At 62.0% G+C, this 26,114-nt stretch carries 25 protein-coding genes and 1 pseudogene; 12 read left to right on the top strand and 14 right to left on the bottom strand.

What is annotated here, in order from left to right; genetic code table 11:
* Positions 1 to 29: 29 nt before the first annotated feature.
* The 3 genes from CDE01S_RS00280 to ffh form a co-directional block, all read right to left on the bottom strand.
* The gene (locus CDE01S_RS00280; protein ID WP_066701984.1) at positions 30 to 791 is read right to left on the bottom strand and encodes an ABC transporter permease; all 762 of its coding nucleotides are present in this window, start codon (positions 789 to 791) and stop codon (positions 30 to 32) included.
* Positions 788 to 1,768 (bottom strand): ABC transporter ATP-binding protein, encoded by a 981-nt coding sequence (locus CDE01S_RS00275; RefSeq protein ID WP_066701982.1) that lies wholly within the window; start codon positions 1,766 to 1,768, stop codon positions 788 to 790. Before CDE01S_RS00275 ends, CDE01S_RS00280 begins: the two co-directional genes overlap by 4 nt.
* Positions 1,769 to 1,849: 81 nt before the next feature.
* Positions 1,850 to 3,214 (bottom strand): signal recognition particle protein, encoded by a 1,365-nt coding sequence (ffh, locus tag CDE01S_RS00270; RefSeq protein ID WP_066701980.1) that lies wholly within the window; start codon positions 3,212 to 3,214, stop codon positions 1,850 to 1,852.
* A gap of 78 nt (positions 3,215 to 3,292) precedes the next feature.
* On the opposite strand from ffh, the gene CDE01S_RS00265 reads away from it, so the two are divergent.
* From CDE01S_RS00265 to CDE01S_RS00225, 9 genes and pseudogenes are all read left to right on the top strand, one after another.
* The gene (locus CDE01S_RS00265) at positions 3,293 to 4,099 is read left to right on the top strand and encodes a cytochrome C assembly family protein (protein ID WP_066701979.1); all 807 of its coding nucleotides are present in this window, start codon (positions 3,293 to 3,295) and stop codon (positions 4,097 to 4,099) included.
* Positions 4,096 to 4,317, top strand: a complete 222-nt coding sequence (locus tag CDE01S_RS00260; RefSeq protein ID WP_066701977.1) for a PP0621 family protein — start codon at positions 4,096 to 4,098, stop codon at positions 4,315 to 4,317. Before CDE01S_RS00265 ends, CDE01S_RS00260 begins: the two co-directional genes overlap by 4 nt.
* Complete coding sequence (locus CDE01S_RS00255; RefSeq protein WP_066701975.1) at positions 4,318 to 6,069, top strand: sensor histidine kinase; 1,752 nt, start codon at positions 4,318 to 4,320, stop codon at positions 6,067 to 6,069. It abuts the gene before it with no gap.
* A complete protein-coding gene (locus tag CDE01S_RS00250) occupies positions 6,060 to 7,517 on the top strand; it encodes a sigma-54-dependent transcriptional regulator (RefSeq protein WP_066701972.1) in 1,458 nt (485 codons plus the stop codon). Before CDE01S_RS00255 ends, CDE01S_RS00250 begins: the two co-directional genes overlap by 10 nt.
* Positions 7,492 to 8,100, top strand: coding sequence for a 1,6-anhydro-N-acetylmuramyl-L-alanine amidase AmpD (gene ampD / locus CDE01S_RS00245; protein WP_066701968.1), 609 nt, complete (start codon positions 7,492 to 7,494; stop codon positions 8,098 to 8,100). Before CDE01S_RS00250 ends, ampD begins: the two co-directional genes overlap by 26 nt.
* Positions 8,101 to 8,507: 407 nt before the next feature.
* Positions 8,508 to 11,411, top strand: a complete 2,904-nt coding sequence (locus tag CDE01S_RS00240) for a ribonucleoside-diphosphate reductase subunit alpha (protein WP_066701965.1) — start codon at positions 8,508 to 8,510, stop codon at positions 11,409 to 11,411.
* Positions 11,412 to 11,529: 118 nt separating this feature from the next.
* Complete coding sequence (locus tag CDE01S_RS00235; protein ID WP_066701962.1) at positions 11,530 to 12,717, top strand: ribonucleotide-diphosphate reductase subunit beta; 1,188 nt, start codon at positions 11,530 to 11,532, stop codon at positions 12,715 to 12,717.
* Between the two features lie 175 nt (positions 12,718 to 12,892).
* A pseudogene (locus CDE01S_RS18030) lies at positions 12,893 to 13,165 on the top strand (histone); the annotation flags it as partial.
* 124 nt (positions 13,166 to 13,289) lie between these two features.
* Entirely contained in the window at positions 13,290 to 13,556 is a 267-nt protein-coding gene (locus CDE01S_RS00225; protein WP_369406349.1) for a DUF167 domain-containing protein, read from the top strand.
* Between the two features lie 7 nt (positions 13,557 to 13,563).
* On the opposite strand, the gene CDE01S_RS00220 is transcribed toward CDE01S_RS00225, so the two are convergent.
* From CDE01S_RS00220 to CDE01S_RS00185, 8 genes are all read right to left on the bottom strand, one after another.
* Positions 13,564 to 14,466 carry a carbohydrate kinase family protein gene (locus tag CDE01S_RS00220; RefSeq protein WP_066701953.1) on the bottom strand — a complete coding sequence of 301 codons (903 nt, stop codon included), beginning with the start codon at positions 14,464 to 14,466 and terminating at the stop codon, positions 13,564 to 13,566.
* 17 nt (positions 14,467 to 14,483) lie between these two features.
* Positions 14,484 to 14,945: a DUF3426 domain-containing protein gene (locus tag CDE01S_RS00215; RefSeq protein ID WP_169802223.1), complete on the bottom strand. Its 462-nt coding sequence runs from the start codon at positions 14,943 to 14,945 to the stop codon at positions 14,484 to 14,486.
* A gap of 69 nt (positions 14,946 to 15,014) precedes the next feature.
* Entirely contained in the window at positions 15,015 to 15,398 is a 384-nt protein-coding gene (locus tag CDE01S_RS00210) for a zinc-ribbon domain-containing protein (RefSeq protein ID WP_084382605.1), read from the bottom strand.
* 34 nt (positions 15,399 to 15,432) lie between these two features.
* Positions 15,433 to 16,323, bottom strand: coding sequence for a 50S ribosomal protein L11 methyltransferase (prmA, locus tag CDE01S_RS00205; RefSeq protein WP_066701942.1), 891 nt, complete (start codon positions 16,321 to 16,323; stop codon positions 15,433 to 15,435).
* 9 nt (positions 16,324 to 16,332) lie between these two features.
* Entirely contained in the window at positions 16,333 to 17,682 is a 1,350-nt protein-coding gene (accC, locus tag CDE01S_RS00200; RefSeq protein ID WP_066701931.1) for an acetyl-CoA carboxylase biotin carboxylase subunit, read from the bottom strand.
* 13 nt (positions 17,683 to 17,695) lie between these two features.
* On the bottom strand, positions 17,696 to 18,157 hold the full coding sequence (accB, locus tag CDE01S_RS00195; protein ID WP_066701930.1) for an acetyl-CoA carboxylase biotin carboxyl carrier protein: 462 nt from the start codon (positions 18,155 to 18,157) through the stop codon (positions 17,696 to 17,698).
* Positions 18,158 to 18,294: 137 nt separating this feature from the next.
* Positions 18,295 to 18,840 (bottom strand): TlpA disulfide reductase family protein, encoded by a 546-nt coding sequence (locus CDE01S_RS00190; RefSeq protein ID WP_245636064.1) that lies wholly within the window; start codon positions 18,838 to 18,840, stop codon positions 18,295 to 18,297.
* Positions 18,841 to 18,857: 17 nt separating this feature from the next.
* Positions 18,858 to 19,439, bottom strand: a complete 582-nt coding sequence (locus CDE01S_RS00185) for a hypothetical protein (protein ID WP_066701923.1) — start codon at positions 19,437 to 19,439, stop codon at positions 18,858 to 18,860.
* 77 nt (positions 19,440 to 19,516) lie between these two features.
* On the opposite strand from CDE01S_RS00185, the gene mpl reads away from it, so the two are divergent.
* Positions 19,517 to 20,932 (top strand): UDP-N-acetylmuramate:L-alanyl-gamma-D-glutamyl-meso-diaminopimelate ligase, encoded by a 1,416-nt coding sequence (gene mpl / locus CDE01S_RS00180; protein ID WP_066701920.1) that lies wholly within the window; start codon positions 19,517 to 19,519, stop codon positions 20,930 to 20,932.
* A gap of 99 nt (positions 20,933 to 21,031) precedes the next feature.
* Complete coding sequence (locus CDE01S_RS00175) at positions 21,032 to 21,499, top strand: hypothetical protein (protein WP_066701916.1); 468 nt, start codon at positions 21,032 to 21,034, stop codon at positions 21,497 to 21,499.
* Here the strand turns inward: CDE01S_RS00175 and CDE01S_RS00170 are convergent.
* The 3 genes from CDE01S_RS00170 to rodA all read right to left on the bottom strand — a co-directional run bounded on the left by CDE01S_RS00170 (position 21,496) and on the right by rodA (position 25,505).
* On the bottom strand, positions 21,496 to 22,623 hold the full coding sequence (locus CDE01S_RS00170) for a 3-deoxy-7-phosphoheptulonate synthase (protein ID WP_066701912.1): 1,128 nt from the start codon (positions 22,621 to 22,623) through the stop codon (positions 21,496 to 21,498). The two genes, CDE01S_RS00175 and CDE01S_RS00170, sit on opposite strands and share 4 nt — an antisense overlap.
* Before the next feature lie 201 nt (positions 22,624 to 22,824).
* Positions 22,825 to 24,285 (bottom strand): metalloprotease TldD, encoded by a 1,461-nt coding sequence (gene tldD, locus CDE01S_RS00165; protein WP_066701905.1) that lies wholly within the window; start codon positions 24,283 to 24,285, stop codon positions 22,825 to 22,827.
* A 65-nt stretch (positions 24,286 to 24,350) separates the two neighbouring features.
* Positions 24,351 to 25,505, bottom strand: a complete 1,155-nt coding sequence (rodA, locus tag CDE01S_RS00160) for a rod shape-determining protein RodA (RefSeq protein ID WP_066701902.1) — start codon at positions 25,503 to 25,505, stop codon at positions 24,351 to 24,353.
* 20 nt (positions 25,506 to 25,525) lie between these two features.
* On the opposite strand from rodA, the gene CDE01S_RS00155 reads away from it, so the two are divergent.
* Positions 25,526 to 26,113 (top strand): YqiA/YcfP family alpha/beta fold hydrolase, encoded by a 588-nt coding sequence (locus CDE01S_RS00155; protein WP_066701901.1) that lies wholly within the window; start codon positions 25,526 to 25,528, stop codon positions 26,111 to 26,113.
* Position 26,114: the final 1 nt, after the last annotated feature.

Raw genomic sequence — 26,114 nt, 5'->3', positions numbered from 1 at the left:
CGCCCCTGGGCGCAACGCCAGTCAGCGCCTCAGTTCCTGAGCTTGTAGCCGGTCCGGAACACCCACCATACGAAAATCAGGCAGAGCACGAGGACCGCCAGGGTCATGCCGAAGCTCACAGCGATATGGACGTCGGCAATGCCGTAAAAACTCCAACGAAAACCGCTGATCAGGTAGACGACCGGGTTGAACAGAGCAATGGTCTGCCACAGCGGTGGCAGCATGCTGATCGAATAGAACGCCCCACCCAGAAAGGTCAGGGGTGTGACGATCAGCAATGGGACGACTTGCAGTTTCTGAAAACTGTCGGCCCACAGGCCGATGATGAAACCGAACAGGCTGAATGTGACGGCGGTCAGCAGGAGGAAACTGGCCATCCAGACTGGGTGGGTAATCTCGTAGGGCACGAAAATGCGCGCGGTGCCCAGGATCAGCAAACCGAGCATGACCGACTTGGTGGCGGCCGCGCCGACGTAGCCCAACAGCACCTCGATCCACGACACCGGCGCCGAGAGCAGTTCGTAAATGGTGCCGGACCACTTGGGCATGTAGATGCCGAACGAGGCGTTGGAAATGCTTTCATTCAGCAGCGACAGCATGACCAGGCCGGGGATGATGAAGGCGCCGTAGCTCACACTGTCGATATCGCCCATGCGCGCACCGATCGCCCGGCCGAAGACGATGAAATACAGCGAGGTGGTGAGCACCGGCGCAGCGATGCTTTGCATCACGGTGCGAAACGCGCGCGCCATCTCGAAGCGGTAGATGGCACGGATGCCATGCATGTTCATGCGAGTGTCTCCTTCGGGCTGCGCACCAGGCTGACAAAAATATCCTCCAGCGAACTCTCGCTGGAACGCAAGTCCTTGAAGTCGATGCCATGCGCACCCAGCGTGCGCAGCAGTTCGGCGATGCCGGTTTCTTCCTTTTGCGTGTCGAAGGTGTAGACCAGAGCCTGGCCGCCGGCGGCAAGTTCCAGCGGCCAGGCCGCCAGTTCGGCCGGCAGGCTGGCCATGGGGCGTTGCAGAGTCAGGGTGAGCTGCTTCTTGCCGAGCTTGCGCATCAGCACATGCTTGTCTTCCACCACGATCAGCTTCCCCTGGCTGATCACGCCGATGCGATCGGCCATGTCTTCAGCCTCTTCAATGTAATGGGTGGTCAGAATGATGGTGGTGCCGCGGTCGCGAAGTTCGCGCACCATACGCCACATGTCGTGGCGCAGCTCGACATCGACGCCGGCACTGGGCTCGTCCAGAAACAATATCTTCGGCTCGTGCGCCAGTGCCTTGGCAATCAGCACCCGGCGCTTCATTCCGCCCGACAGTGTCATGATCTTGGCGTCGCGCTTGTCCCACAGCGAGAGGTCGCGCAGCACTTTTTCCAGGTGGGCGGGATCGGGTGCATGGCCGAACAGGCCGCGGCTGAACGTGATGGTGGCCCAGACCGACTCGAAGGCATCGGTATGGAGCTCCTGCGGCACCAGGCCAATGGCTGCCCGCGCCGCGCGGTAGTCGCGCACGGTGTCGTGGCCATCGGCACGGACGGTGCCTTCGGTCGCATTGACAATGCCGCAGATGATGTTGATCAGGGTGGTCTTGCCAGCCCCATTGGGCCCGAGCAAGGCAAATATCTCGCCGCGCCGGATGTCCAGATCGATGTTCTTGAGCGCCTGAAAGCCACTGGCGTAGGTCTTGCCAATGCCACGCACACAGACGATGGGGGCGGTACGCCCGGCGGGGTCGAATGCGGCATGGGAGGAGGTGGTCATGAAGGTGATGTCAACAGAAGAACGGAGGTATTGAGGTGGTGTCGGCGCCCAGGGCACTGACGCCACCTGCGCCTGAACGTGTCAAAACGGCATCTTGGGCATGCCCTTCATGCCGCCCATGCGCTTCATCATCTTCATGAGGCCGCCGCCCTTCATCTTCTTCATCATCTCCTGCATTTGCTCGAATTCCTTGAGCAGGCGGTTGACGTCCTGCACCTGCACACCGGCGCCAGCGGCGATGCGGCGCTTGCGCGTGGCCTTGATAAGTTCGGGCTTGCGCCGCTCCAGCTTGGTCATGCTGTTGATGATGCCTTCCTTGCGGCGCAGGTCCTTCTCCACGCGGTCGGTATCGACCTGACCGGCCTTGGCCGCCATCTGCGCCGGCAGCTTGTCCATCAGGCTGGACAGACCACCCATCTGCTTCATCTGCTGCAGCTGGGCCAGGAAGTCGTTGAGATCGAAGCCCTCGCCGCTCTTGACCTTGGCCGCCAGCTTTTGCGCCGCCGCCATGTCCACGCCAGCCGCCACCTGCTCGACCAGGGCCACAATGTCGCCCATACCCAGCACACGGCCGGCATGGCGTTCGGCATCGAACACCTCCAGGCCGTCGATCTTCTCGCTGGTACCGGCGAACTTGATCGGCACGCCGGTAACAGCACGCACTGACAGGGCCGCACCACCGCGTGAATCGCCGTCGGTCTTGGTCAGGATGATGCCGGTCAGCGGCAGCGCGTCCTTGAAGGCCTTGGCAGTGTTGACCGCGTCCTGGCCCTGCATGGCATCGACCACGAAGAGCGTTTCCACCGGGTTGATGGCCGCATGCAGGTCACGGATCTCGCGCATCAGCGCCTCGTCAATCGCCAGCCGGCCGGCGGTATCGACCAGCAGCACGTCGAAATAATGCTTGCGGGCGTAATCCAGCGCTGCGTTGGCAATGTCGACCGGCTTCTGGTCCGGCGTGCTCGGGAACCACTCGGCACCGGCCTGCGCGCTCACGGTCTTGAGTTGCTCGATGGCCGCCGGGCGGTAGACGTCACCCGAAACGGTCAGCACCTTCTTTTTGCGCTTTTCGATCAGGTGCTTGGCCAGCTTGGCCGTGGTGGTGGTCTTGCCCGCGCCCTGCAGGCCAGCCATCAGGATCACCGCCGGCGGCTGCACCGCCAGGTTCAGATCGCTGATGCCCTCGCCCATGGTGGCAGCCAGCTCGCGGTTGACGATGCCCACCAGCGCCTGCCCCGGCGTGAGCGAACCCATCACCTCCTGGCCCAGCGCCTTCTCCTTCACGCGGGCCACGAAGTCGCGCACCACCGGCAACGCCACGTCGGCCTCCAGCAGGGCCATGCGCACCTCGCGCAGCATGTCCGCCACGTTGGATTCGGTGATGCGGGCCTGGCCCCGGATTTCCTTGACGAGGCGGCTGAGTTTGTCGGTAAGGGCGGAGGCCATAGAGGGTATTCCGGCGAACGGAACCAAAGTTGGGTGTCAACGGCGAAGTGACACGGTGCAAAACGCTAAACTGTACCCATGATTCTAGCGAGTGCTTCCTGGCTCCCCGTGGCCTTGGCCGTCGCGGCCACCGTTGCCTATATTGCGCCGGCCACCGCCGTACGCCGCCTGGGCCCGCAGGCCATGCGCCGCAGCATGATAGTGGCCTGGCTGCTGCACGGACTGGTGCTGGCCTTCAGTCTGCTGGGCACCAGCCCGCACTTCGGCTTTGCGCCGGCGCTGTCCGTCACCACCTGGCTGGTCGCGGCCGTCTACACCGTGGAAAGCCACGTCTACCCGCAACTGGAAACGCGCTGGGCTTTCTCAGCCCTGGGGGCCGTCGCGGTGATCCTGGCACTGTTGTTCCCGGGTCAGCCCCTGCACGCAGCGGCTTCGCCTTGGCTGCCCTTGCACTGGGCCCTGGGCATTGCCTCCTACGGCCTGTTCGCCGCCGCTGCGGCCCACGCCTGGCTGATGAACCGCACCGAAGAACGCATCCGCCTGGCGGCCGACCCGCACAGCGGCCTGCCGCTGCTGACGATCGAACGCCTGACCTTCCGCTTCGTCAGTGCCGGCTTCGTGCTGCTGTCAGCCACCCTGCTGGTCGGCATTCTGTTCGGCGAATCGCTTTACGGCACGACCGGCGCCCACTGGAAGTGGGACCACAAGACCGTCTTTTCCGTCCTGTCCTGGCTGACCTTCGCCATTCTGTTGATCGGCCGGGCACGCTTTGGCTGGCGCGGCCGGCGTGCCGCACGGATTCTCTACATCGGCTCGGGTCTGCTGCTGCTGGCCTATGTGGGGTCCCGCTTCGTCATCGAGATCATCCTCGGCCGCAGCACATGAAGTTTTTGCTGTTGCTCGTGGTGGTGGTCGCTGCTGTATGGCTGTGGCGTTCAGGCCGGCTGGCCGATGCTGCATCCAAGCAGAAACCATCGCCCCCACCGCCGCAGGACATGGTGCGTTGCGCTCACTGCGGCGTGCATTTCCCTCAAGCTGACGCCTTTGCCGGACGCAACGGCTTGTATTGCTGCGTCGAGCACCGGCAACGCGCGGAGTCCTGAATGCAGCCGGCCGACGAGGTTCACTCCTGGTTTGGACCATCCCTGCTGGACACCGACCTGGAACCTGCCGACAACACGCTCCCGGAACTGGAACGGTTGTGGCGCGGTTTCATGACCGCCCGCGTCACGCTAGGCTTGGTGCTCCTGCTGCTGCAGATCACCCTGTACGGGCTGGGCCAGGTCAGCAACCTCTGGCTGCTGGGCGTTTGCGTCGGTTATTTCATCAGTACGCTGGCGGTGCGCATTGGCTCCCGCCCACGCCGCTTGGGCCGGACATTCGACCTGCAATGGGTTGCCGTCATTGGTGTCGATGTGCTGGTATTTGCTGCCTTGCAGTTCCTGCATGGCAGCAGCATCAACTACACGCCGCTCTTCGCTCTGCCAGTGCTGCTGGCCTCGGTGCTGGGCTCCCTGCTGCTGGCCATGGGCACTGCGGCGGGCGTCACGCTGATGCTGCTGCTGCATGCCGTCCGGCTGTCACTGCAGACCCATGGTGACGTCACACCGCATCTGATTCAGGCGGCCCTCACGGGCGCGGGCAGCGTCGTGATCGCGCTCCTGTCGCACCAGCTTTCCACTCGTTTGGCCAGGGAAGAACAACGGGCCCGCCGCAGCCAGTCTGCCGCACGCATCCAGCAGCAGGTCAACGACCTGGTGATCGAGACCTTGAGCGACGGCATTCTGGTCGTCGATGCACGCGGTACCGTGCACGCGGTCAATCCGGCTGCGCGCCAGATGCTGCAATCAGACAACCAGCCCTTGCCGCCCCCGCCCTTCACGTTGAGCAGCGAAACGGCCTGGCAGCCCTTGGTCGACCTGACGCAGCAAAGCTTTGCGTACCGCGGCATCCAGCAGGCCGACATCAACATCCAGCATGCCGGACAGGGTCCGCGGCACATCCGGGTCCGCACACGTCTGACAGCAACCCGCGGCAGCGGCGCCAAAAACCTGTGTGTCGTGTTTCTGCAGGACCAGCGTGAGATGGAAGCCCGCATGCGCACCGAAAAATTGGCCAGCATGGGGCGCATGTCAGCGGCCGTCGCGCATGAAATCCGCAACCCACTGGCAGCCATTGCCCAGGCCAATGCGCTGCTGGACGAAGATCTCAGCGATCCCAGGCTCAGGCAACTCACCGGACTGGTGCAGCAAAATGCCCAGCGGCTGGAAAAGATCGTGGAAGACATCCTGGACATCTCCCGCGTGCACAAGCGTGGCGAGGGCTCCGCTCAGACACCGGAAACACTGCCGCTCGACGAGAGCGTCGCCCGCATCTGTCAGGACTGGGCGCAGCAGGTGCAGGGGCAACATGTCCTGCACTGGCAGCTGGCCACCGCCCCGCTCAGGGTGGATTTCGCGCAGGATCATCTGCGCCGCGTCCTGGTCAACCTGCTCGACAACGCCCGGCGTTATGCCAGCGGACAGGCCGAATCCATCCAGGTCGCCACGGAGGTGGCTGCCCGGGGGCAAGTCACACTCTCCGTCTGGAGCGAAGCTCCTCCCATGGAGCCATCGGTCGAGCGCCACCTGTTCGAACCCTTCTTCTCCTCCGAGAGCCGCTCCAGCGGCCTGGGCCTGTACATCTGCCGCGAATTGTGCGAGCGGCACGGCGCGGCCATCACCTACCGGCGCAGCCAGCGCATGACCCGCGGCACCCGCGTGGAGGGCAACGAATTTTTCGTATCCTTGCGTCGCACACGTGCCACCGGCAAAACCGTCCCCGCCATCAATTCCATCGACACCCCATGGCACTGAACACCTCCCCCGCTCACATCCTGGTGGTCGATGATGAGCCCGACCTGCGCACGCTTTACGAACTCACCCTGCTGCGCGAGGGTTACCAGGTTGACGTGGCCGAGAGTCTGGCAAGTGGCTGGCAGCAACTGAGCGAGCGGCGTTTTGACGTGCTGATCACTGACATGCGCCTGCCCGACGGCTTGGGCATCGAGTTGATCCAGCGCCTGCGCACTCAACAGCGCAGCGAGCGCTGCGTGGTCATCACCGCCTATGGCTCGGCGGAAAATGCCGTCGAGTCGCTCAAAGCCGGCGCCTTCGACTACCTGACCAAACCGGTCAATCTACGGCAATTCCGCGCTGTCATCGCCTCCGCCGTACAGGATGCACGTGCACAGCAGACAGATGTCACAACCGCCCGCCGCACGACCGAGGCCGGAACCGCCCCCCAAGCAGACATCAGCTTGCAGCGCCTGGTCGGCCCGTCTGTCGCCATGCGCTCGGTCAAGGAGCGCATAACCAAGGTGGCGCGCAGCATGGCACCGGTGCTGGTCTGCGGTGAGTCCGGCACCGGCAAGGAACTGGTGGCCAATGCGCTGCATGCCAACAGCCACCGTGCCGGCGGCCCCTTTGTTGCGGTCAATTGCAGCGCCATTCCGGAAACCCTGCTGGAGGCCGAGTTCTTCGGCGTCAAAAAAGGGGCCTACACCGGCGCCACACAAGACCGCGAAGGTTTCTTCCAGGCCGCCAACGGTGGCACGTTATTCCTGGATGAAATCGGTGACCTGCCTTTGGCCATGCAGGCCAAGCTGCTGCGTGCCATTCAGGAACGCTGTGTGCGTCCGGTTGGCGCAACCCAGGAAGAGCCGGCCGATGTGCGCATCGTCAGTGCCACCCACAAGAACCTGGCGGACGAAGTGCAAGCCGGCCGCTTTCGCCAGGATCTCTATTACCGGCTCAACGTGATCGAGATCGACATCCCACCGCTGCGGGAACGGCGGGAAGACCTGCCCGCCTTGTGCGATGCGCTGCTCAAGCGGATTGCCGCCGAGTCCGGGCTGCCCGTGCCAGCGCTGACCCAGACGGCCCTGACGCAACTGGCACAGCACCCGTTCAAGGGTAATGTGCGGGAGCTGGAAAACCTGCTGCACCGCGCCGTGGCCTTGAGCGATGGCCACGAATTGCAGATCGAATCAGCGGCGCAAGCCGTACCGCCCCCACTCGAACCCACGACCCCATCCACACCGCCCCCTGTCGCTGAAACGCCCAGCGCACTTCCGGACGACCTGCAACGCCATCTGGACCTGCAGGAACGCGACATCCTGATCAAGGCCCTGCAGGAAACCGGTTTCAATCGCACCGCCGCCGCCGCCCGCCTGGGCCTGAGCCTGCGCCAGATCCGCTACCGGATCGCCCGGTTGAACATCGACATGCCGCAAGACCATGACACAGCCCCCGACACCCCATAACGAGCCCGCTGCCGATGCCCTGTGGAACGGCGGCTGGTATCGCTTCGCCCGCCGTCTGGCATCCCCCAACTTCGGTCCGCGCCCACCACAGGCCACGGTGGACCTGATCGTCATCCATTCAATCAGTCTGCCGCCCGGCCAGTACGGCGGGGACGAAGTGCAACGTCTCTTCACCAACACCCTGGACTGGAACGCCCACCCTTACTTCCAGACAATCCAGGGGCTGGAAGTCTCCGCCCATTTCTACATCCGACGCAATGGTGAGCTCTGGCAATTCGTCAGCTGCGATGAACGGGCCTGGCATGCCGGCAGCTCACACTACCGCGGCCGCGACAACTGCAACGATGACTCCATCGGCATTGAACTGGAAGGCCTGGAAGGCACCCCGTTCGATACCGCCCAATACGAAACCCTGGCGGGCCTGTGCGCAACCCTCCCGCAGCGCTATCCCATCCGCCACATTGCCGGTCATGAACACATTGCCCCCGGCAGGAAAGCCGATCCCGGCGCTGGCTTCGCGTGGGCCGCTTTGCGGCAAAGTCTGGGCTGGCCAACTCAGTGTTTTCCCCAAGACGTTGCATAGATGTTGCGTCACTGAAAATATTTTTCTGCACCGGCGTGATGCGCACATCGCCCGCGCACATTGATCGTGCATCACACGATGCGCAAGCACCATGCGGCCATGCAAGCAAAAATCCGCTGCATCGCTTGTGTTCTCTGGCTGTCTCACAACAACGCTCGATTTGACCCGAGTTTCGGCCTGCTCTCGACATTCCGTCCGCCCTGTTTCACCGACTTGGTGCCAGCCATCTTTCATGCGACTGACACAGTCATGCCATCGCGACGCGATACACTACCTGTAGTGGCTTGTATTCACACAAGACCCCATATATAGTGTTTCCTGTTTGCACCACGGTTGTTGCCGGTGGTGCATGAAAAGCCGGCAAACAAGACTGAAATAACCAATAAATTTGCGAAGACGAGGAACAGATGCAACCTGCCCTGAACACATCCACCCCCCTCAACACAGGCGTCCTGAACATGCAAACTCAGGAAAATGCGGCAGCCCAACCGCTCAACCACTACCAGATCATCCGGCGCAATGGCGCCGTGGTGCCGTTCGAACCCAACAAGATTGCCGTGGCCATGATGAAGGCCTTCCTGGCGGTGCATGGCACCCAGGGGGCAGCATCGGCCAGCGTGCGTGAGGTGGTTGATGAACTGACCCAGGCCGTGGTGCGTGCCCTGATGCGCTCGCGTCCCGGCGGCGGCACCTTCCACATCGAGGACGTGCAAGACCAGGTGGAACTCGGCCTGATGCGTAGCGGCCACCACGAAATCGCCCGCGCCTATGTGCTTTACCGTGAACGCCGTACCCAGGAGCGGGCTCGCCAGACCACCGCAGAAACACCCAAGACGCCGGAGCTGCACGTTGTTGACGGCACCCAACGCATCGCCCTCGACCTCGACCGTCTCAAAAGCCTGATCGTGTCGGCCTGCGCCGGCCTGGGCGCCGACATCAAGCCAGAACCGATCCTGGCCGAGACCATGCGCAACCTCTACGACGGCGTCCCCATCGACGAGGTGTACAAGGCCGCCATCCTGGCCGCCCGCACATTGATCGAAAAAGACCCCGACTACACCTACGCCACCGCACGCCTGCTGTTCCATACCATTGCCAAAGAGGTGCTGGGGCGCGACGTGCAGCCGTCCGAAATGGCCGAGGCTTATACCGACTACTTCCCCGGCTTCATCAAGAAGGGCGTGGAAAACGACCTGCTTGACGAGAAACTGCTTCAGTTCGACCTCAAGCGCCTGGGTGCCGCACTCAAGGCTGAGCGCGACCTGCAGTTCGACTACCTTGGCCTGCAGACGCTGTACGACCGCTACTTCCTGCACGTGCGCAAATCGCGCATCGAATTGCCGCAGGCCTTCTTCATGCGCGTGGCCATGGGCCTGTCGCTCAATGAAATCGACCGCGAAGCCCGTGCCATCGAGTTCTACGAAGTGCTGTCTTCGTTCGACTTCATGTCCAGCACGCCTACCTTGTTCAACAGCGGCACGCTGCGCTCGCAACTCTCGAGCTGCTACCTGACCACGGTGCCCGACGATCTCGATGGCATCTACGAATCCATCAAGGAAAACGCTCTGCTGTCCAAGTTCGCCGGCGGCCTGGGCAACGACTGGACGCGCGTGCGCGCCCTGGGCTCCCACATCAAGGGCACCAACGGCGAGTCGCAGGGTGTCGTGCCTTTCCTCAAGGTCGTCAACGACACCGCCGTCGCCGTGAACCAGGGCGGCAAGCGCAAGGGCGCCGTCTGCACGTATCTGGAAACTTGGCACCTCGACATCGAGGAATTTCTGGAGCTGCGCAAGAACACCGGCGATGACCGCCGCCGCACCCACGACATGAACACGGCCAACTGGATCCCGGACCTGTTCATGCGTCGCGTGATGGAAAAGGGCCAGTGGACCCTGTTCTCCCCGTCCAACGTGCCCGACCTGCACGACAAGTTCGGCGCCGACTTCGAGAAAGCCTATGTCGCCTACGAAGAAAAGGCCGCCCGCGGCGAGATCAAGCCGACGCGCACCCTGCAGGCGACCGACCTGTGGCGCAAGATGCTGACCATGCTGTTCGAGACCGGCCACCCCTGGATCACGTTCAAGGACGCCTGCAATGTGCGCTCGCCCCAGCAGCATGCCGGCGTGGTGCACTCCTCGAACCTGTGTACCGAGATCACGCTCAACACCAGCGACACCGAAACCGCCGTCTGCAACCTGGGCTCCGTCAACCTGCGCCAGCACTTGAAAGATGGCCAGATCGACCACGCCAAGCTGCAGAAGACGGTGGCCACCGCTATGCGCATGCTGGACAACGTGATCGACATCAACTACTACGCCGTCAAGAAGGCCCGCGACTCCAACCTGCGCCACCGTCCGGTCGGACTGGGCATCATGGCCTTCCAGGATGCTCTGTATGAACTGCGCATCCCCTACGCCAGCGATGCTGCCGTGGACTTCGCCGACAAGTCCATGGAAGCCGTCTGCTACTACGCCTACTTGGCATCGACCGATCTCGCCAGCGAACGCGGCCGCTATTCCAGCTACCAGGGCTCCCTGTGGGACAAGGGCATCCTGCCGCCGGACACGCTGGACATGCTGGCACAGGCGCGCGGCGGCTACGTCGAAGTCGACCGTTCATCCACCCTGGACTGGGACGCCCTGCGCAAGAAGATTGCCAAGGACGGCATGCGTAACTCCAACTGCGTGGCCATTGCCCCGACCGCCACGATTTCCAACATCATCGGCGTGGATGCCTCCATCGAACCCTGCTTCGGCAACCTGTCGGTGAAGTCCAACCTGTCGGGCGAGTTCACCGTCATCAACAGCTACCTGGTGCGCGACCTCAAGCGCCTGGGCCTGTGGGACGACGTCATGGTCATGGACCTCAAGCACTTTGACGGTTCGCTGGCCCCCATCGACCGCGTGCCGCAGGAGATCAAGGCCTTGTACGCCACGGCTTTTGAAGTCGAAACCAGCTGGCTGGTGGAAGCGGCAGCACGCCGCCAGAAGTGGATCGACCAGGCGCAATCGCTCAACATCTACATGGCGGGCGCCTCCGGCAAGAAGCTGGACGAAACCTACAAGCTGGCTTGGCTGCGTGGCCTGAAGACCACCTACTACCTGCGCACCACCTCGGCCACACAAGCGGAGAAATCCACCGTGGCAGCTGGCCGACTCAATGCCGTGTCCTCCGGTGGTGCAGCGCAAGGCGGTGCCGGCATGAGCGCACTTGAAGCTGCGGCTGCGGCCGCGCAGGCACAGATGGCAACAGCCGCCACCGACATCAAGTTCTGCGCGATCGATGACCCTGGCTGCGAAGCCTGCCAGTAAATCGACGCCTGCTTCGCATGCCATGCGATGCTATTGAGCAACACAATTGAGCAGCGATGTGAATGAATACTTTTCATTTCATCTCGCTGCTCTCATAATCCGCTGATTGGAATCTCATATGTTGAACTGGGACGAAGAAGTCAAGCCCACATCGCAAATGCCTTTTGCACACGGCTCATCCAGCAGCCGTACGACCGAGCTTCCCCTGCAATCTCCTGAACTGCGTACGGCACAAGCCGTGAACGCCACGCCGTTCACCTCCGCCGCACCGGCTACGTCCGCGGCTGCACACCGCATCAAGGCAGCCGACAAGCGCATCATCAACGGCCAGACCGACGTCAACCAGCTGGTGCCGTTCAAATACAAATGGGCCTGGGAAAAATACCTGGCCACCTGCGCCAACCACTGGATGCCGCAGGAAGTGAACATGACGCGTGACATCGCCTTGTGGAAAGATCCGAATGGTCTGACCGAAGACGAGCGACGCATCGTCAAGCGCAATCTGGGCTTTTTCGTCACGGCCGACTCACTGGCCGCCAACAACATCGTGCTGGGCACCTACCGCCACATCACGGCCCCCGAGTGCCGCCAGTTCCTGCTGCGCCAGGCCTTTGAAGAGGCGATCCATACCCACGCGTACCAGTACATCGTCGAATCGCTCGGTCTGGATGAGAGCGAAATCTTCAACGCCTACAACGAAATCCAGTCGATCCGCGACAAGGACGAGTTCCTGATCCCGTTCATCAACGCGATCATGGACCCCAACTTCAAGACCGGCACCCAGGAAACCGATCAGACGCTGCTGAAGTCGCTGATCGTGTTCGCCTGCCTGATGGAAGGCCTGTTCTTCTATGTCGGTTTCACGCAGATCCTGGCGCTGGGCCGCCAGAACAAGATGACCGGCGCCGCCGAGCAGTACCAGTACATTCTGCGTGACGAGTCGATGCACTGCAATTTCGGCATTGACCTGATCAACCAGCTCAAGCTCGAAAACCCGCATCTCTGGACGGCTGAATTCAAAGCCGAGATTCGCGGGCTGTTCGAGAAGGCCGTCGAACTCGAATACCGCTATGCCGAAGACACCATGCCGCGCGGCGTGCTCGGCATGAATGCCTCCATGTTCAAGGGTTACCTGCGCTACATCGCCAACCGGCGTGCCACGCAGATTGGCCTGGAGCCCCTCTTCCCCAATGAGGAAAATCCTTTCCCTTGGATGAGCGAAATGATTGACCTCAAGAAAGAGCGTAATTTTTTCGAAACCCGCGTGATCGAGTATCAATCGGGTGGCGCCCTCTCCTGGGACTGAGCAAACAAACCATGGCTTCCAGAATTACACATGTCGCCGACCGCTCCCGAGAGAGCGGCTGTGGCATGTGCACCCGAGTTCATGGCGTTGGGATTGGTCCCAGCGCCATGAATCGCTTCATGCTCTCCAACTGGCGTGAAGTGCTCTTTGTAACTTGATCAAGGAGAAAATGATGGCAACTGCAAAAAAACCGGCCGCAAAGAAGGCCGCACCGAAGAAAGCTCCGGCAAAGAAAGTCGCAGCTAAGAAGGCTCCCGCCAAAAAGGTAGCAGCGAAGAAAGCTCCGGCCAAAAAAGCCGTAGCCAAGAAAGCTGCCAAGAAGCCGGCTGCGAAGAAAGCCGCGAAAAAGCCTGCTGCCAAAGCAGCGCCTGCCCCGGCTGCCCCCGCGGCTCAGACCACTCTGAACCCGCAGGCCGCTTGGCCGTTTCCGACGGCCAGCAAGCCCTGATTCAGCGGCTTAGCCTCAAGCCCGATGACCGCAAGGCATCGGGCTTTTTCTTCGTCACATCAACGCCGCCATGACTGTTTCCAAGCTGCCTTTCCTACGAACCGAAAAGGATGGTGGAGTCATCGTGGATGTTCACGTCATGCCCAATGCACCACAGACCCAGATTCAAGGCCTGCATGACAATGCCTTGCGTGTTCGACTGAAGGCGCCACCAGTAGACGGCAAGGCCAACCTCGCCCTACAAGCCTGGCTGGCGAAGACACTGGGCATACCGCGTGCGGCCGTCGAACTGGTTCGCGGTGACACGGCACGCAGCAAGCAGCTCCGCGTGGCAGCCGGCCATGTAGCGGCCGCCGACTGGGCGCAGCTGACACCCCCTGCCGTTGACTGAGCGTGACTTACAAGCCAAACGCCTTGGTATCGACCGTGTAGTTCTGCGGACCCCGGTGCGCGATCTTGTGGGAGCCCATGCGATTGCCAAGCTCGGCACAACGCGCCAACGACCAGCCCTGCTCCAGTCCATAGAGCAAGCCGCCACGGTAGGCATCGCCACAGCCTGTCGGATCAATCACCTCCACGGCCTTGACCGGTGGCACCAGTGTCTTCTGGCCATCGACCCAGACCTCGCTTCCCTCATGGCCGAGCGTGATGACCAAGCCACGAACCTGGCGTGAAATCTCGGCCGGGCTCCAGCCCGTGCGATCGCACAGCATCTTGCCTTCGTAGTCATTCACTGTCACCCAACTGGCCTGTTCAACAAAACGCGCCAACTCCTTGCCATCAAACATGGGCAGACCTTGACCCGGATCGAAAACAAACGGAATATCTGCGGCCTTGAACTGCTCGGCATGCTGGAGCATGGCATCGCGGCCATCCGGTGAAATGATGCCCAGCTTGACATCAGGATGGCGTTCGATGCGGGTCACGTGCGCCTGCATCATGGCGCCCGGATGGAAAGCGGTGATCTGGTTGTTGTCCTTGTCCGTCATGATCAAGGCCTGTGCGGTGTAGGTATCGCCCATCTCACGCACAAACTGCGTGGCAATCCCCAGTTCGCGCAAACGCTGCAGATAGCCGGAACCGTCGTTGCCCACGGTTGCCATCGGCAGCGGCACGCCACCCAATGCCTTGAGCGCATAGGCAATGTTGCCAGCGCAACCACCGAAGTCGCGGCGCAGCGTTGGCACCAGAAAGGACACATTGAGAATGTGCAGCTGATCCGGCAGGATTTGCTCGGCAAACCTGCCTTCGAAATTCATGATGGTGTCAAAAGCCAGGGAGCCGCAGATAAGAGATGCCATGGTGATGTTGAAAAGTTTCAGGGATAAAAAGCAAGAACACGGTAACCGGCAATGCGTTCTGCATTGCCATTGGTCGTGATGTTCAACGCCAGGGAAACAGGGGACTCGGAGCCAGCGGCGAGCACAGTTGAAGGCAAGCCCAGATCATCGGCCACAAAGACGCGCCGGATGAACACTTGGTCCTGGGTGTCGGTCACCGACAACTCGAGCGCCGGCAACGCCACATCGTTTCCGGCCGTGTTCTTGAGCGTCAGGCTCAATCGGTAGACATCCGGCCTAAGTTTGCTGAAAGATGAACTGTCAATCAGCACGGATTCAATCTGGCGCCATGGTGCCACGCTGCATTGCATCAGCACGCACACTGCCTCCACCACCGGTTGGAAGCCGGGTGCAGCTGCCGCAATCCTGTCTCGCTCGTGGGCGAGCAGCTGAACGGACAACGTCAGGCACAAGACAATCGCAGAAACCAGCCAAGCCATGCGCCGACGAGGATGCTCCCGGGTTTTAGTGTGGTCACGCGCCTGGCGCATGAAGGAAAGGGGCACTGGCTAGGCCGGCTCGGTCGAATCGGACAATGAGGTCGAATCCCAGACGTCCGTCAGCACCGCGGTTTCCGGTCCCTCCGGCTCTGGTGCGGGTGCTACGTCCTGCTCTTGCTCAATGAAAGAAGGCTCCGCATGGATAGACCGAGACCGATCAGACGTGGCATCGGGAGCCGGCTCGCCATCGGCCGGCACAGGCATCGCATCCACCTCGATATCAACTGGATCCGACGGCAATGCCTCGACCGCCAGCGGATCCTGCATGTTCAGCGAGGCATCGAATATCTCGTCACATTGGCCACAACGCACCCAACCTTCAGAAATGCGCAACTGGTCGGGCACGACCTTGAACATCGTCCGGCAGGCTGGGCATCGGGTGATCAGGCTCATGACTTCGGGATTGTAGAGCGCTGCCCCGCACCGATCAGAAGCTGGCCGTCATCAAGATCCAGCCATCTTCCGAGTCATTCACCGCCAGTTGGCAATAGGGCGCATAGGCCAGCTTCAGCTCTTCCGCCTGCCGTTCAAGAATGCCGGCCAGCACCAGCGAACCGCCAGCCGCTACCCGGGCACACAGCAAGGGTGCCAGCACCTTCAACGGTGTCGCCAGGATATTGGCCAGCACGGTCCGGTACTGGCCACTGACCGCATCTGGCAAGCCCGCATTCAACGCAACCTCGTTGGCCTGGGCATTGAGTAGGGTTGATGTAACTGCTGCCTCGTCGATGTCGACCGCATCAATCTCGGTTGCCCCGTGCTTGGCCGCGCCAATGGCAAGAATGCCGGAACCGCAGCCGTAGTCCAGCACACGCCCCAGCCCGCCCCGATCGGTGGCGTGGTGTGCGATCCAGCGCAGGCACATGCGGGTCGTTGGATGCGTGCCCGTGCCGAAGGCCAGCCCCGGATCAAGCCGGATGATGGTCTTGGCTTGTGCCGGTGGTTCATGCCAGGTCGGAACGATCCAGAAGTCCGGCGTGATCTCGACCGGAGAAAACTGCGACTGTGTCAGGCGCACCCAGTCCTGCTCGGGAACTTCAGCGATCCCCAGCAGGCGGCAACCATCGAAAAAGTCCTGCGCCTGCAGCAAAGCTGCCGCCTCGCTGGCTGCTGCTTCGGTCGGGTACAGGGCCAGCACACGCGAACGCTGCCAGCCATCCTGCGGCGGCGGCATGCCAGGCTCGCCGAACAAGGCCTGCTCGGCCTCGGTCTGGGCATCCGCATCTTCCACGCTGACACTCAGGGCGTCGAGCGCATCCAGCGCCTCACTCAGGACCTCAACCCGCTCCTGCGGACACAACAGACTCAGTTCGTACATGGCGGTTGCTTAGCGCGCGTGGCGAGCCATCCACTCTTCAAGGTAGTGGATGTTGGTTCCACCGGCCATGAACTTGGCATCCGCCATCAGTTCGCGATGCAGCGGGATGTTGGTGTTGATGCCTTCGACCAGCGTTTCGCCCAAAGCGGTACTCATGCGCGCCATGGCCTGCTGCCGCGTATCGCCATGAACAATGACCTTGCCGACCATCGAATCGTAGTTCGGCGGAACAAAGTAGTTGGTGTAGACGTGCGAATCAACCCGCACACCTGGCCCACCGGGTGCGTGCCACATGGTGATGCGGCCCGGCGACGGCGTGAACTTGTAGGGATCTTCGGCGTTGATGCGGCATTCGATCGCATGACCACGAATCTGGATGTCACGCTGGGTGAACGGCAGGCGCTCGCCAGCCGCCACCATGATCTGCGTCTTCACGATGTCCACACCGGTGATCATCTCGGTCACCGGATGCTCCACCTGGACGCGTGTGTTCATTTCGATGAAGTAGAACTCGCCGTCTTCATACAGGAACTCGAAAGTGCCAGCGCCACGGTAGCCGATCTTCTTGCAAGCCGCCACGCAACGCTCGCCCACCTTGTCGATCAGCTTGCGCGGGATGCCCGGTGCCGGCGCTTCTTCGATGATCTTCTGGTGGCGGCGCTGCATGGAACAGTCGCGCTCACCCAGGTACACCGCATTACGATGCTTGTCCGCCAGGATCTGGATTTCAATATGCCGCGGGTTCTGCAGGAACTTCTCCATGTAGACCGCCGGGTTGTTGAAGGCTGCCCCCGCCTCGGCCTTGGTCATCTGCACCGCGTTGATCAATGCCGCCTCGGTGTGCACCACGCGCATGCCGCGCCCACCGCCACCACCCGCCGCCTTGATGATCACAGGGTAGCCAATGGCCTTGGCAATGCGGCGGATCTGCACCGGATCATCCGGCAACTCGCCTTCCGAACCCGGTACACAGGGCACGCCGGCCTTGATCATGGCCTGTTTGGCCGACACCTTGTCACCCATGATGCGGATGGACTCGGGTGTCGGGCCGATGAACTGGAAACCGCTTTGCTCCACGCGCTCGGCAAAATCGGCGTTCTCGCTCAGGAAACCGTAGCCTGGGTGGATGGCTTCGGCATCAGTGACCTCCGCCGCCGAGATGATGGCGGGCATGTTGAGATAACTCTGCGCAGAAGGCGCCGGACCAATGCAGACCGCCTCTTCGGCCAGCTTGACGTACTTGGCTTCGCGGTCCGCCTCGGAGTAAACCATCACCGCTTTGATGCCCAGCTCGCTACAGGCGCGCTGGATCCGCAGGGCGATTTCTCCCCTGTTCGCAACCAGAATCTTCTTGAACATGAGACGGTGTGCCTTATTCGATGACGAACAGGGGCTGACCGTATTCCACGGCCTGACCGTTCTCGCCCAGGATCTGGGTCACAGTGCCAGCCTTGTCAGCCTCGATCTCATTGAGGATCTTCATCGCCTCGATGATGCACAGGGTGTCGCCTTCCTTGACAACGGAGCCCAGCTCCACAAACGCCTTGGCCCCCGGCGAGGCAGAGCGGTAGAACGTGCCGACCATGGGCGACTTGACGGTGTGGCCAGTGACTGCCGGCGGGGCGGCAACCGGAGCGGGGGCAACAGGCGCCGCAGCAACCGGTGCTGCCGCCACGGGCGCCGCCATCGGGACCGCAGGCATTTGATAGCCCTGAACCATGGCACCGCCGCCTTTGACGATACGCACCTTGCCTTCGGCTTCGGTGATTTCAAGTTCCGACACATTGGAGTCGGACACCAGGTCAATCAAGGTCTTGAGTTTTCGCAAATCCATGGGATCACCAACATCTTTCTAAAGATTGCTTCAATTTACTTCGAACTGAAGCGATTTCCACCCAATTTTTGGGAATTCCAAAAAAGCAAAAGGGCGGACACTTGCCGCCCGTCATCATAAAGGATGCGCTACAGGCCCTACTGTAACTCACGCCAGCTCGCCAAATCGGCCGATGAGACTTTGCCGATTTTACGATCGCGAACCACCCCGTCAGCCCCCAACACGACGGTAAAGGGGAGCCCTCCGCTCAGATTTCCCAACGATTTGCTGAGACCAACGCCTTCCATGCCCGCCAAGGCAACCGGAAAAGACAGGGGGTGCTTGGCCAGGAAATCACGCACAGGGAGCATTTTATCTACCGCCAAACCAAGAACTTGCCAACCTTTAGCCGCATTTTCTTTGTAGAAGACATCCAGTAAAGGCAATTCCTCGATACATGGCGGACACCAGGTTGCCCAAAAATTGATCAGCAAAGGTCGCCCCCGCAGACGCTGCAGTGTCAACGGCCCATCCGCCGGGGTGTCGAAGGACAGCTGCCACAACGCGGCCATGGCCTCCTCATCCACCGGTTTGGGTGAGAACTTCCACCAAGCCAAGCCGGCACCACCCAAGCCGGCAACCGCCGCCACAGCGGCATACAGCCAACGTCTCTTGGCAAGACTCGGGTTATTTCCAAAATTCACAAATTTCCTTAAATTAATTAAAAATCTGCCAACAACCGACGAACAGCATCCAAATTACCACGCGGTGATCTGTCTTTGGCGTCCCGCACCAATGCACCGCGCAAGTCATCAAGGTCGTGAATCATCAAATGGACCCCGACGGACTCCCCCAGTTCCGGACAGTGGGCATGAAGGCTTAGCGCCTCCACCGGCTCGTGATGGAAGCCGGTCACCCTACGCGGCTCGTAAGGCTGCCCCATGTCAATCAGGGCAATTTCCGCTGATTTTTCATCATCGCAAAACAACTGCAGATAAATATCTGACAAACGGGTCGCTGTGCCATGCCAGACTGCACCACTCAAATGCGGTCGGAACACGGCCAGCCGCTCCATCCACTGCAGGGCCAGTCGGCGCAGCGCCAGCAATTCAGCCGGCTGGGTGTCGGCACAGAACACGGCAATATAGTCACGCACCGCATCCTCCACCTCGTCATTGCCAGGTAGTGGCGTACGCTGTGGCAGGCCGAGCTGGCGCACAGCGCGGCGCTTGGCCGGCCCGTACTCCAACCCTTCTTCCACCACCATCTGTGCCGCTGCAGCGGCAATTTCCTGTTTGCTCATGCCAAGGGTATTGTGCACCTGCGCGGGATCTCCGGACGACCGCAAGGGCACCGGCAGCCACCCCCTAGAATCGGGCGATGCATATTCACATTCTCGGTATCTGCGGCACCTTCATGGGGGGACTGGCCGCCCTTGCCCGCGAGGCGGGCCACAAGGTCACCGGCTGCGATGCCGGTGTCTACCCACCGATGAGCGACCAGCTGCGCGCCCTCGGTATCGAGCTGATTGAGGGGTTCGGCACCGAGCAACTGGCGTTGCGACCCGACATGTTCGTGATCGGCAACGTGGTCAGCCGCGCACGCCAGGCTGACGGCAGCCCCAAATTCCCCCTGATGGAGGCCATCATGGAAGCCGGCCTGCCCTACACCAGCGGCCCGCAGTGGCTGGCCGAGCATGTGCTGCAGGGTCGCCATGTGCTGGCGGTGGCCGGCACCCACGGCAAGACCACCACCACCTCGATGCTGACCTGGATTCTGGACGCAGCCGGCCTGCAACCGGGATTTCTGGTTGGCGGCGTTCCCATGAACTTTGGTGTTTCGGCCCGCCTTGGCGCACCCGTTCGCCCCAATGCCAGAACACCGACCGACCAGCGCCCGCTCTTCGTCATCGAAGCCGACGAATACGACACTGCCTTTTTCGACAAGCGCAGCAAGTTTGTGCACTACCGGCCACGCACGGCCGTCCTCAACAACCTCGAGTTCGACCACGCCGACATCTTCGACGACCTGGCCGCCATCGAGCGCCAGTTCCACCATCTGGTGCGTACCGTGCCCGGCTCGGGCCGTGTCGTGGTCAATGGCTTGGAGGAAAGCCTAGTGCGCGTGCTGCACGCCGGCTGCTGGAGCGAGGTGCGCAGTTTCGGCGCCGCCGTGAGCGACTTCTCGGCCCATGGCGAACCACACTGCTTTGACGTGCTGAACCAAGGCCAACCGGTTGCCAAGGTCGAGTGGGCGCTCACCGGCATACACAATCAACTCAATGCGTTGGCCGCCATCGCCGCAGCCGAACATGTCGGCGTGGCGCCAGCGATGGCCGCACGTGCGCTGGGCGATTTTCAGAACGTCAAGCGTCGTATGGAGGTACGCGGTAGCGTCCATGGCATCACGGTCTACGACGACTTCGCCCACCATCCGACCGCCATCCGCACCACGCTCGACGGCCTGCGCCGCAAAGTCGGGGCGGACAGCCGCATCCTGGCGGTGTTCGAACCGCGCTCCAACACCATGAAGCTGGGCACCATGAAAGCGCAGCTACCCTGGAGCCTGGAAGATGCCGATCTCGCCTTCTGCCATGCCGGCGGCCTGGGTTGGGATGCTCGCGAAGCCCTGGCTCCCATGGGGGCACGCGCGCAGGTGGCGGATTCGATCGATGAACTGGTGCACCAGGTGGTCGCCAGCGCGCAAGCGGGCGATCACATCCTGTGCATGAGCAATGGCGGCTTTGGCGGCATTCACCTCAAGCTGCTGCAGGCGCTGCAACCCGCGAGCCCCTGAGTGCTGACGGCCATGCTCGCTTGCCCTAATATGGGGAGCGGGCGAAGATGCCGATAAGATGGCATCGGGTTAGATTTCTGTTTGCATCCAGGAACAGCCATGGCTTCCGACACACCGCCGAAAAGCAGCACCACCCAGGTGAAGGTCACGCCGTTCGCCCCGCACGGTCAGGTGGACATGTGGATGGACGGCGACCTGCTGCACTACGAGTCCACCGGACCTTTCAACAAGGAACTGGCAGACTGCCTGGCGGTGGCGCAGTCGAATTTCCTGCAGGCGCTGCAACCGAGCGGCCCTTGGGTCAGCATCTGCACCGTGCGCAAAAGTGCCCTGGCCACCCCTGACGGCCTGCAGCGCTACGCCGAACTGATCCGCCAGGCACCGCCGCAGTTCACCCCAGTGGCCACGGCCTATGTCATCGGCCCGGAAGTCGAAGGAGGCCAATTCATGGCCCCCCATTTCGCCAAAATTTTCGCCGATGTCGGCCGCCCGTTTCAGGCCTTTGAAACCATGGCCGAAGCCCAGAGCTGGGCCAGGGCCATGATCGACAAGGCCGGCGCGCCTTAACGTTCCCGGCGCGCCTTGACCGCGCCGGACAGGACTTCCAGCACTTCCAGCGAATCGTCCCATCCCAGGCAGGCATCGGTGATGCTCTTGCCGTACTCCAGGTTGCCGGCGTCGTCCTTGCCCGGTGTGAACTTCTGCGCACCGGCATGCAGGTGGCTTTCAACCATCACGCCGAAAATATGACGCGAGCCCCCCGCCATCTGGGTGGCAATGTCGCGTGCCACATCGAGCTGCTTTTCATGTTGCTTGCTGCTGTTGGCATGGCTGCAATCCACCATCAGGGTGGCGGGCAGCTTGGAGGCCTCCAGCTCCTTGCAGGCCGCTGCCACGCTGGCGGCGTCGTAGTTCGGCGCCTTGCCGCCACGCAGGATGACGTGACAATCCTTGTTGCCGTTGGTCTGCACGATGGCGACCTTGCCGTTCTTGTGCACCGACAGGAAATGGTGGCCGCGCGCCGCCGCCTGGATGGCATCGGTGGCAATCCGGATGTTGCCGTCCGTGCCGTTCTTGAAACCGATGGGGGCGGACAGACCGGACGCCAGCTCACGATGCACCTGGCTTTCGGTCGTACGCGCACCGATGGCCCCCCAGGAGATCAGGTCGCCAATGTATTGCGGCGAGATCACGTCGAGGAACTCGCTGCCGGCCGGCAGGCCCAGGCGATTGATCTCGATCAGCAGCTGGCGCGCGATGCGCAGACCCTCGTCGATGCGGAAGCTCTCGTCCAGGTAAGGGTCGTTGATCAGCCCCTTCCAGCCGACCGTGGTGCGCGGCTTCTCGAAGTAGACGCGCATCACGATCTCCAGCGTGTCCTTGTACTTCTCGCGCTGTGCCTTCAGGCGTCGGGCGTACTCAAGTGCTGCGGCCGGGTCATGGATGGAGCACGGGCCGATGATGACCAGCAGGCGATCATCCTTGCCGGCCATGATGTTGTGGATGGTGTGGCGAGTGTGGGAGATCAGGGTCTCCACAGGCGTTCCCTCAATGGGGAAAAAACGGATCAAATGTTCGGGCGGGGGCAACACGGTGATGTCCTTGATACGTTGGTCGTCGGTACGGCTGGTCTTGTCACCAGGGTGCGTATACCAAGCATCGGTGCTAGAGGGTTGTGCTTTGGCAGTCATCGTGTCGCTCCTTGTATTCGGATTGGATGTGTGAGCAGGTAAAAAAAAACCGCCGGACTGGCCGGCGGTTTGGTGGAATTCGGTACGTTTCTTGTGGGTACGTTCAGAACTCTCTTCCGCCGACGGCGCTTGAGAACCAAAAGTAGCCAAAAAAGTAGGAACGGGTCGAAACCATGGGCATCAATATAGCACACCAGCAAATCAGGCCGTTCCTCCAACGGTCAAACCATCGATGCGCAAGGTCGGCTGGCCCACGCCCACCGGCACGCTCTGGCCTTCCTTGCCGCAGGTGCCAACACCGCTGTCGAGTTCCATGTCGTTGCCGATCATGGTCACGCGCGTCAGCGCGTCCGGCCCGTTGCCCACGATGGTGGCGCCCTTGACCGGATAAAGGATCTTGCCGTTTTCCACCCAGTAGGCCTCGCTGGCCGAGAACACGAACTTGCCGGAAGTGATATCGACCTGACCACCGCCGAAGTTGGTGGCGTACAGCCCCTTCTTGATGCTGGCCACGATTTCATCCGGCGACTTGTCGCCGCCGAGCATGTAGGTGTTGGTCATGCGCGGCATCGGGATGTGGGCATAGCTCTCGCGCCGGCCGTTGCCGGTGGGCCGTACCTTCATCAGGCGTGCGTTCATGGCGTCCTGCATGTAGCCCTTGAGGATGCCGTCCTCGATCAGCACATTGCGCTGGCTGGCATTGCCTTCGTCGTCCACGTTGAGCGAGCCGCGCCGGTCGGCGATGGTGCCGTCGTCCAGCACCGTCACACCCTTGGCCGCCACGCGCTGGCCGATGCGGCCGGAGAAGGCGCTGGAGCCCTTGCGGTTGAAGTCGCCTTCCAGTCCATGGCCAATGGCCTCGTGCAAGAGCACGCCGGGCCAGCCGGGGCCGAGCACCACGGTCATCTCGCCGGCCGGCGCCGGGCGGGATTCGAGATTGGTCAACGCGGCGGCCACGGCCTCGTCGACGTACTGGCGAATGCGGGCCGGGTCGAAATAGGCCAGGCCGAAACGACCACCACCGCCCGAAGACCCCATCTCACGCCGGCCAGCCTGTTCGGCGATCACCGTCACACTCAGGCGCACCAGCGGCCGCACGTCAGCCGCCAGCGTGCCGTCGGCGCGCGCCACCAGTACCACGTCGTATTCGCCCGCCAACCCCGCCATGACCTGCACCACACGCGGATCCTTGGCGCGCGCCAGCTGCTCCACGGCTTCAAGCAGCTTGACCTTGGCCGTGCTGTCGAGCGTGGCGATCGGATCCATGCCAGGGTAGAGCGAGCGTGCCGAAGCAATCTTGGGTGTTCCCGCCTTCACACGCGCGGATTTGGCGGCGGCAGAAATGGTGCGCACGGTATGCGCGGCATCGAGCAGCGAGGCCTCGGAAATGTCATCTGAATAGGCAAAGGCGGTCTTCTCGCCACTGACAGCGCGCACACCGACACCCTGGTCGATGGAGAACGAGCCGGTCTTGACGATGCCCTCCTCCAGGCTCCAGCCCTCACTGCGCGTGTACTGGAAATACAGGTCGGCATCGTCCACCCGGTGGGCGCGGATTTCGGCCAGCGCACGTGTCAGGTGGGACTCGTCGAGCCCGAAGGGCGTGAGCAGCAGATCCCTGGCAATGGCCAGGCGCTCCAGGGTGGGTTCGCGGGAAATCATGGCCTCATTTTAGGCCGGTGCGATCTCCGCCCCCTGTGTGGGGCTTCCGCTCATGGCGCCTGACGTCAGGTCTGCACCAGACGTTTGGATCGGGCGATCGACATCAGGATGCCCAGGCCCATGCCCAGCGTCACCATGGCCGTCCCGCCATAGCTGATGAAAGGCAGCGGCACCCCGACCACCGGCAGGATGCCGCTGACCATGCCCATGTTGACGAAGGCATAGGTGAAAAAGATCATGGTCACGCTGCCGGCCAGCAAACGGGCAAACAGCGTGGGGGCTTCCAGTGCAATCGCCAGGCCGCGCAGGACGAGGAAAATGAAACTGCTGATCAGCAACAGGTTGCCAAACAGGCCGAACTCCTCGGAGAAGGCGGCGAAGATGAAATCGGTGGTGCGCTCGGGAATGAATTCCAGATGGGTCTGCGTGCCCTGCATGAAGCCTTTGCCGAAGATCCCCCCGGAACCGATGGCGATCATGCCCTGGATGATGTGGAAACCCTTGCCCAGGGGATCGCGTGTCGGATCCAGCAAGGTGCAGATGCGCTGTTGCTGGTAGTCGTGCAGCACCGGCCAGCGCACGCCCTGCGCGCACAACTGTGGCTCGAAGATCACCACCAGCAGCAGACCGACCACCCCCAGCAGGACCGGCGGAATGATGAGCTTCCAGCTCAGTCCGGCAAAGAAGATCACCGACAGGCCCGCGGCCAGCACCAGCAGGGCCGTTCCCAGGTCGGGCTGCTTCATGATGAGTCCCACCGGCACGGCCAGCAACAGGCCGGCCACCAGGAAGTCGAGCGGGCGCAACTGGCCTTCGCGTTTCTGGAACCACCACGCCAGCATCAGCGGCATGGCGATCTTGAGAATTTCGCTGGGCTGAATGACGATGCCGACATTGATCCAGCGCCTGGCACCTTTCTTGGTGATGCCGAACACCGCCACCGCAATCAGCAGGGTCACCCCCAGCACGTACAGCGGCACCGCCAGCGTCATCAGCCGCTGCGGCGGAATCTGCGCCACCACGAACATGATGAAGCCGGCAATCAGCATGTTGCGCCCATGGTCCAGGAAGCGCGTGCCATGGTCGTAGCCGGAGGAGAACATGGTCAACATGCCCGCACAGACCAGCAGGAAAACGGCAAAGGCCAGCGGGCCGTCAAAGCCACTGAACCAGGGCATTGCCCGCTTGAGCAGAGAAGGTCTTTCAAATACAACCGCCATGGTGTGCGATTATCCAGCACATGCCCACCACCCATCTGCTTTATCTGCACGGTTTCCGCTCCTCGCCCCGCTCCACCAAGGCCCAACTGGTACGCCAGCGCATCGAGGCGCAGTACCCCCAGGTGACGTTGTGGTGTCCGCAGCTGCCGCCTTCGCCACGCGAGGCCATGGCCTTGGTCACGCAGGGCATCGCCGGCTGGCCGCGCAAGCGTATGGCGGTCGTGGGCTCGTCGCTCGGCGGCTTCTACGCCACCTGGGTGGCGGAGCAAACCGGCTGCCGCGCTGCCCTGCTCAACCCGGCTGTTGACCCGGCACGCGATCTGGCCAAATACATTGGCGAGCAGACCAGCTGGCATGACCCGCAGGAGCGCTTTTTCTTTCGTCCCGAGTTCGTGGATGAGTTGCGCGCCCTCAGCGTCCAGGCCATCACCTATCCCGAGCGTTACTTTGCCTTGATTGCCAAAGGCGACGAGGTGCTGGACTGGCGCGAGATGACGGGCCGCTACCCTGGCACGCACCTCCGGCTGCTGGAAGGCAGCGACCATGCCATCAGCGAGTTCGCCGATTACCTGGACGAGGTGCTGGCCTTCCTCGATCTGGCGACCTGAG

Origin of the sequence: Curvibacter delicatus NBRC 14919 (assembly GCF_001592265.1) — a bacterium.
Classification (GTDB): Bacteria; Pseudomonadota; Gammaproteobacteria; order Burkholderiales; family Burkholderiaceae_C; genus Hylemonella; species Hylemonella delicata.
This window is presented reverse-complemented; position numbering and strand designations above follow the sequence as displayed.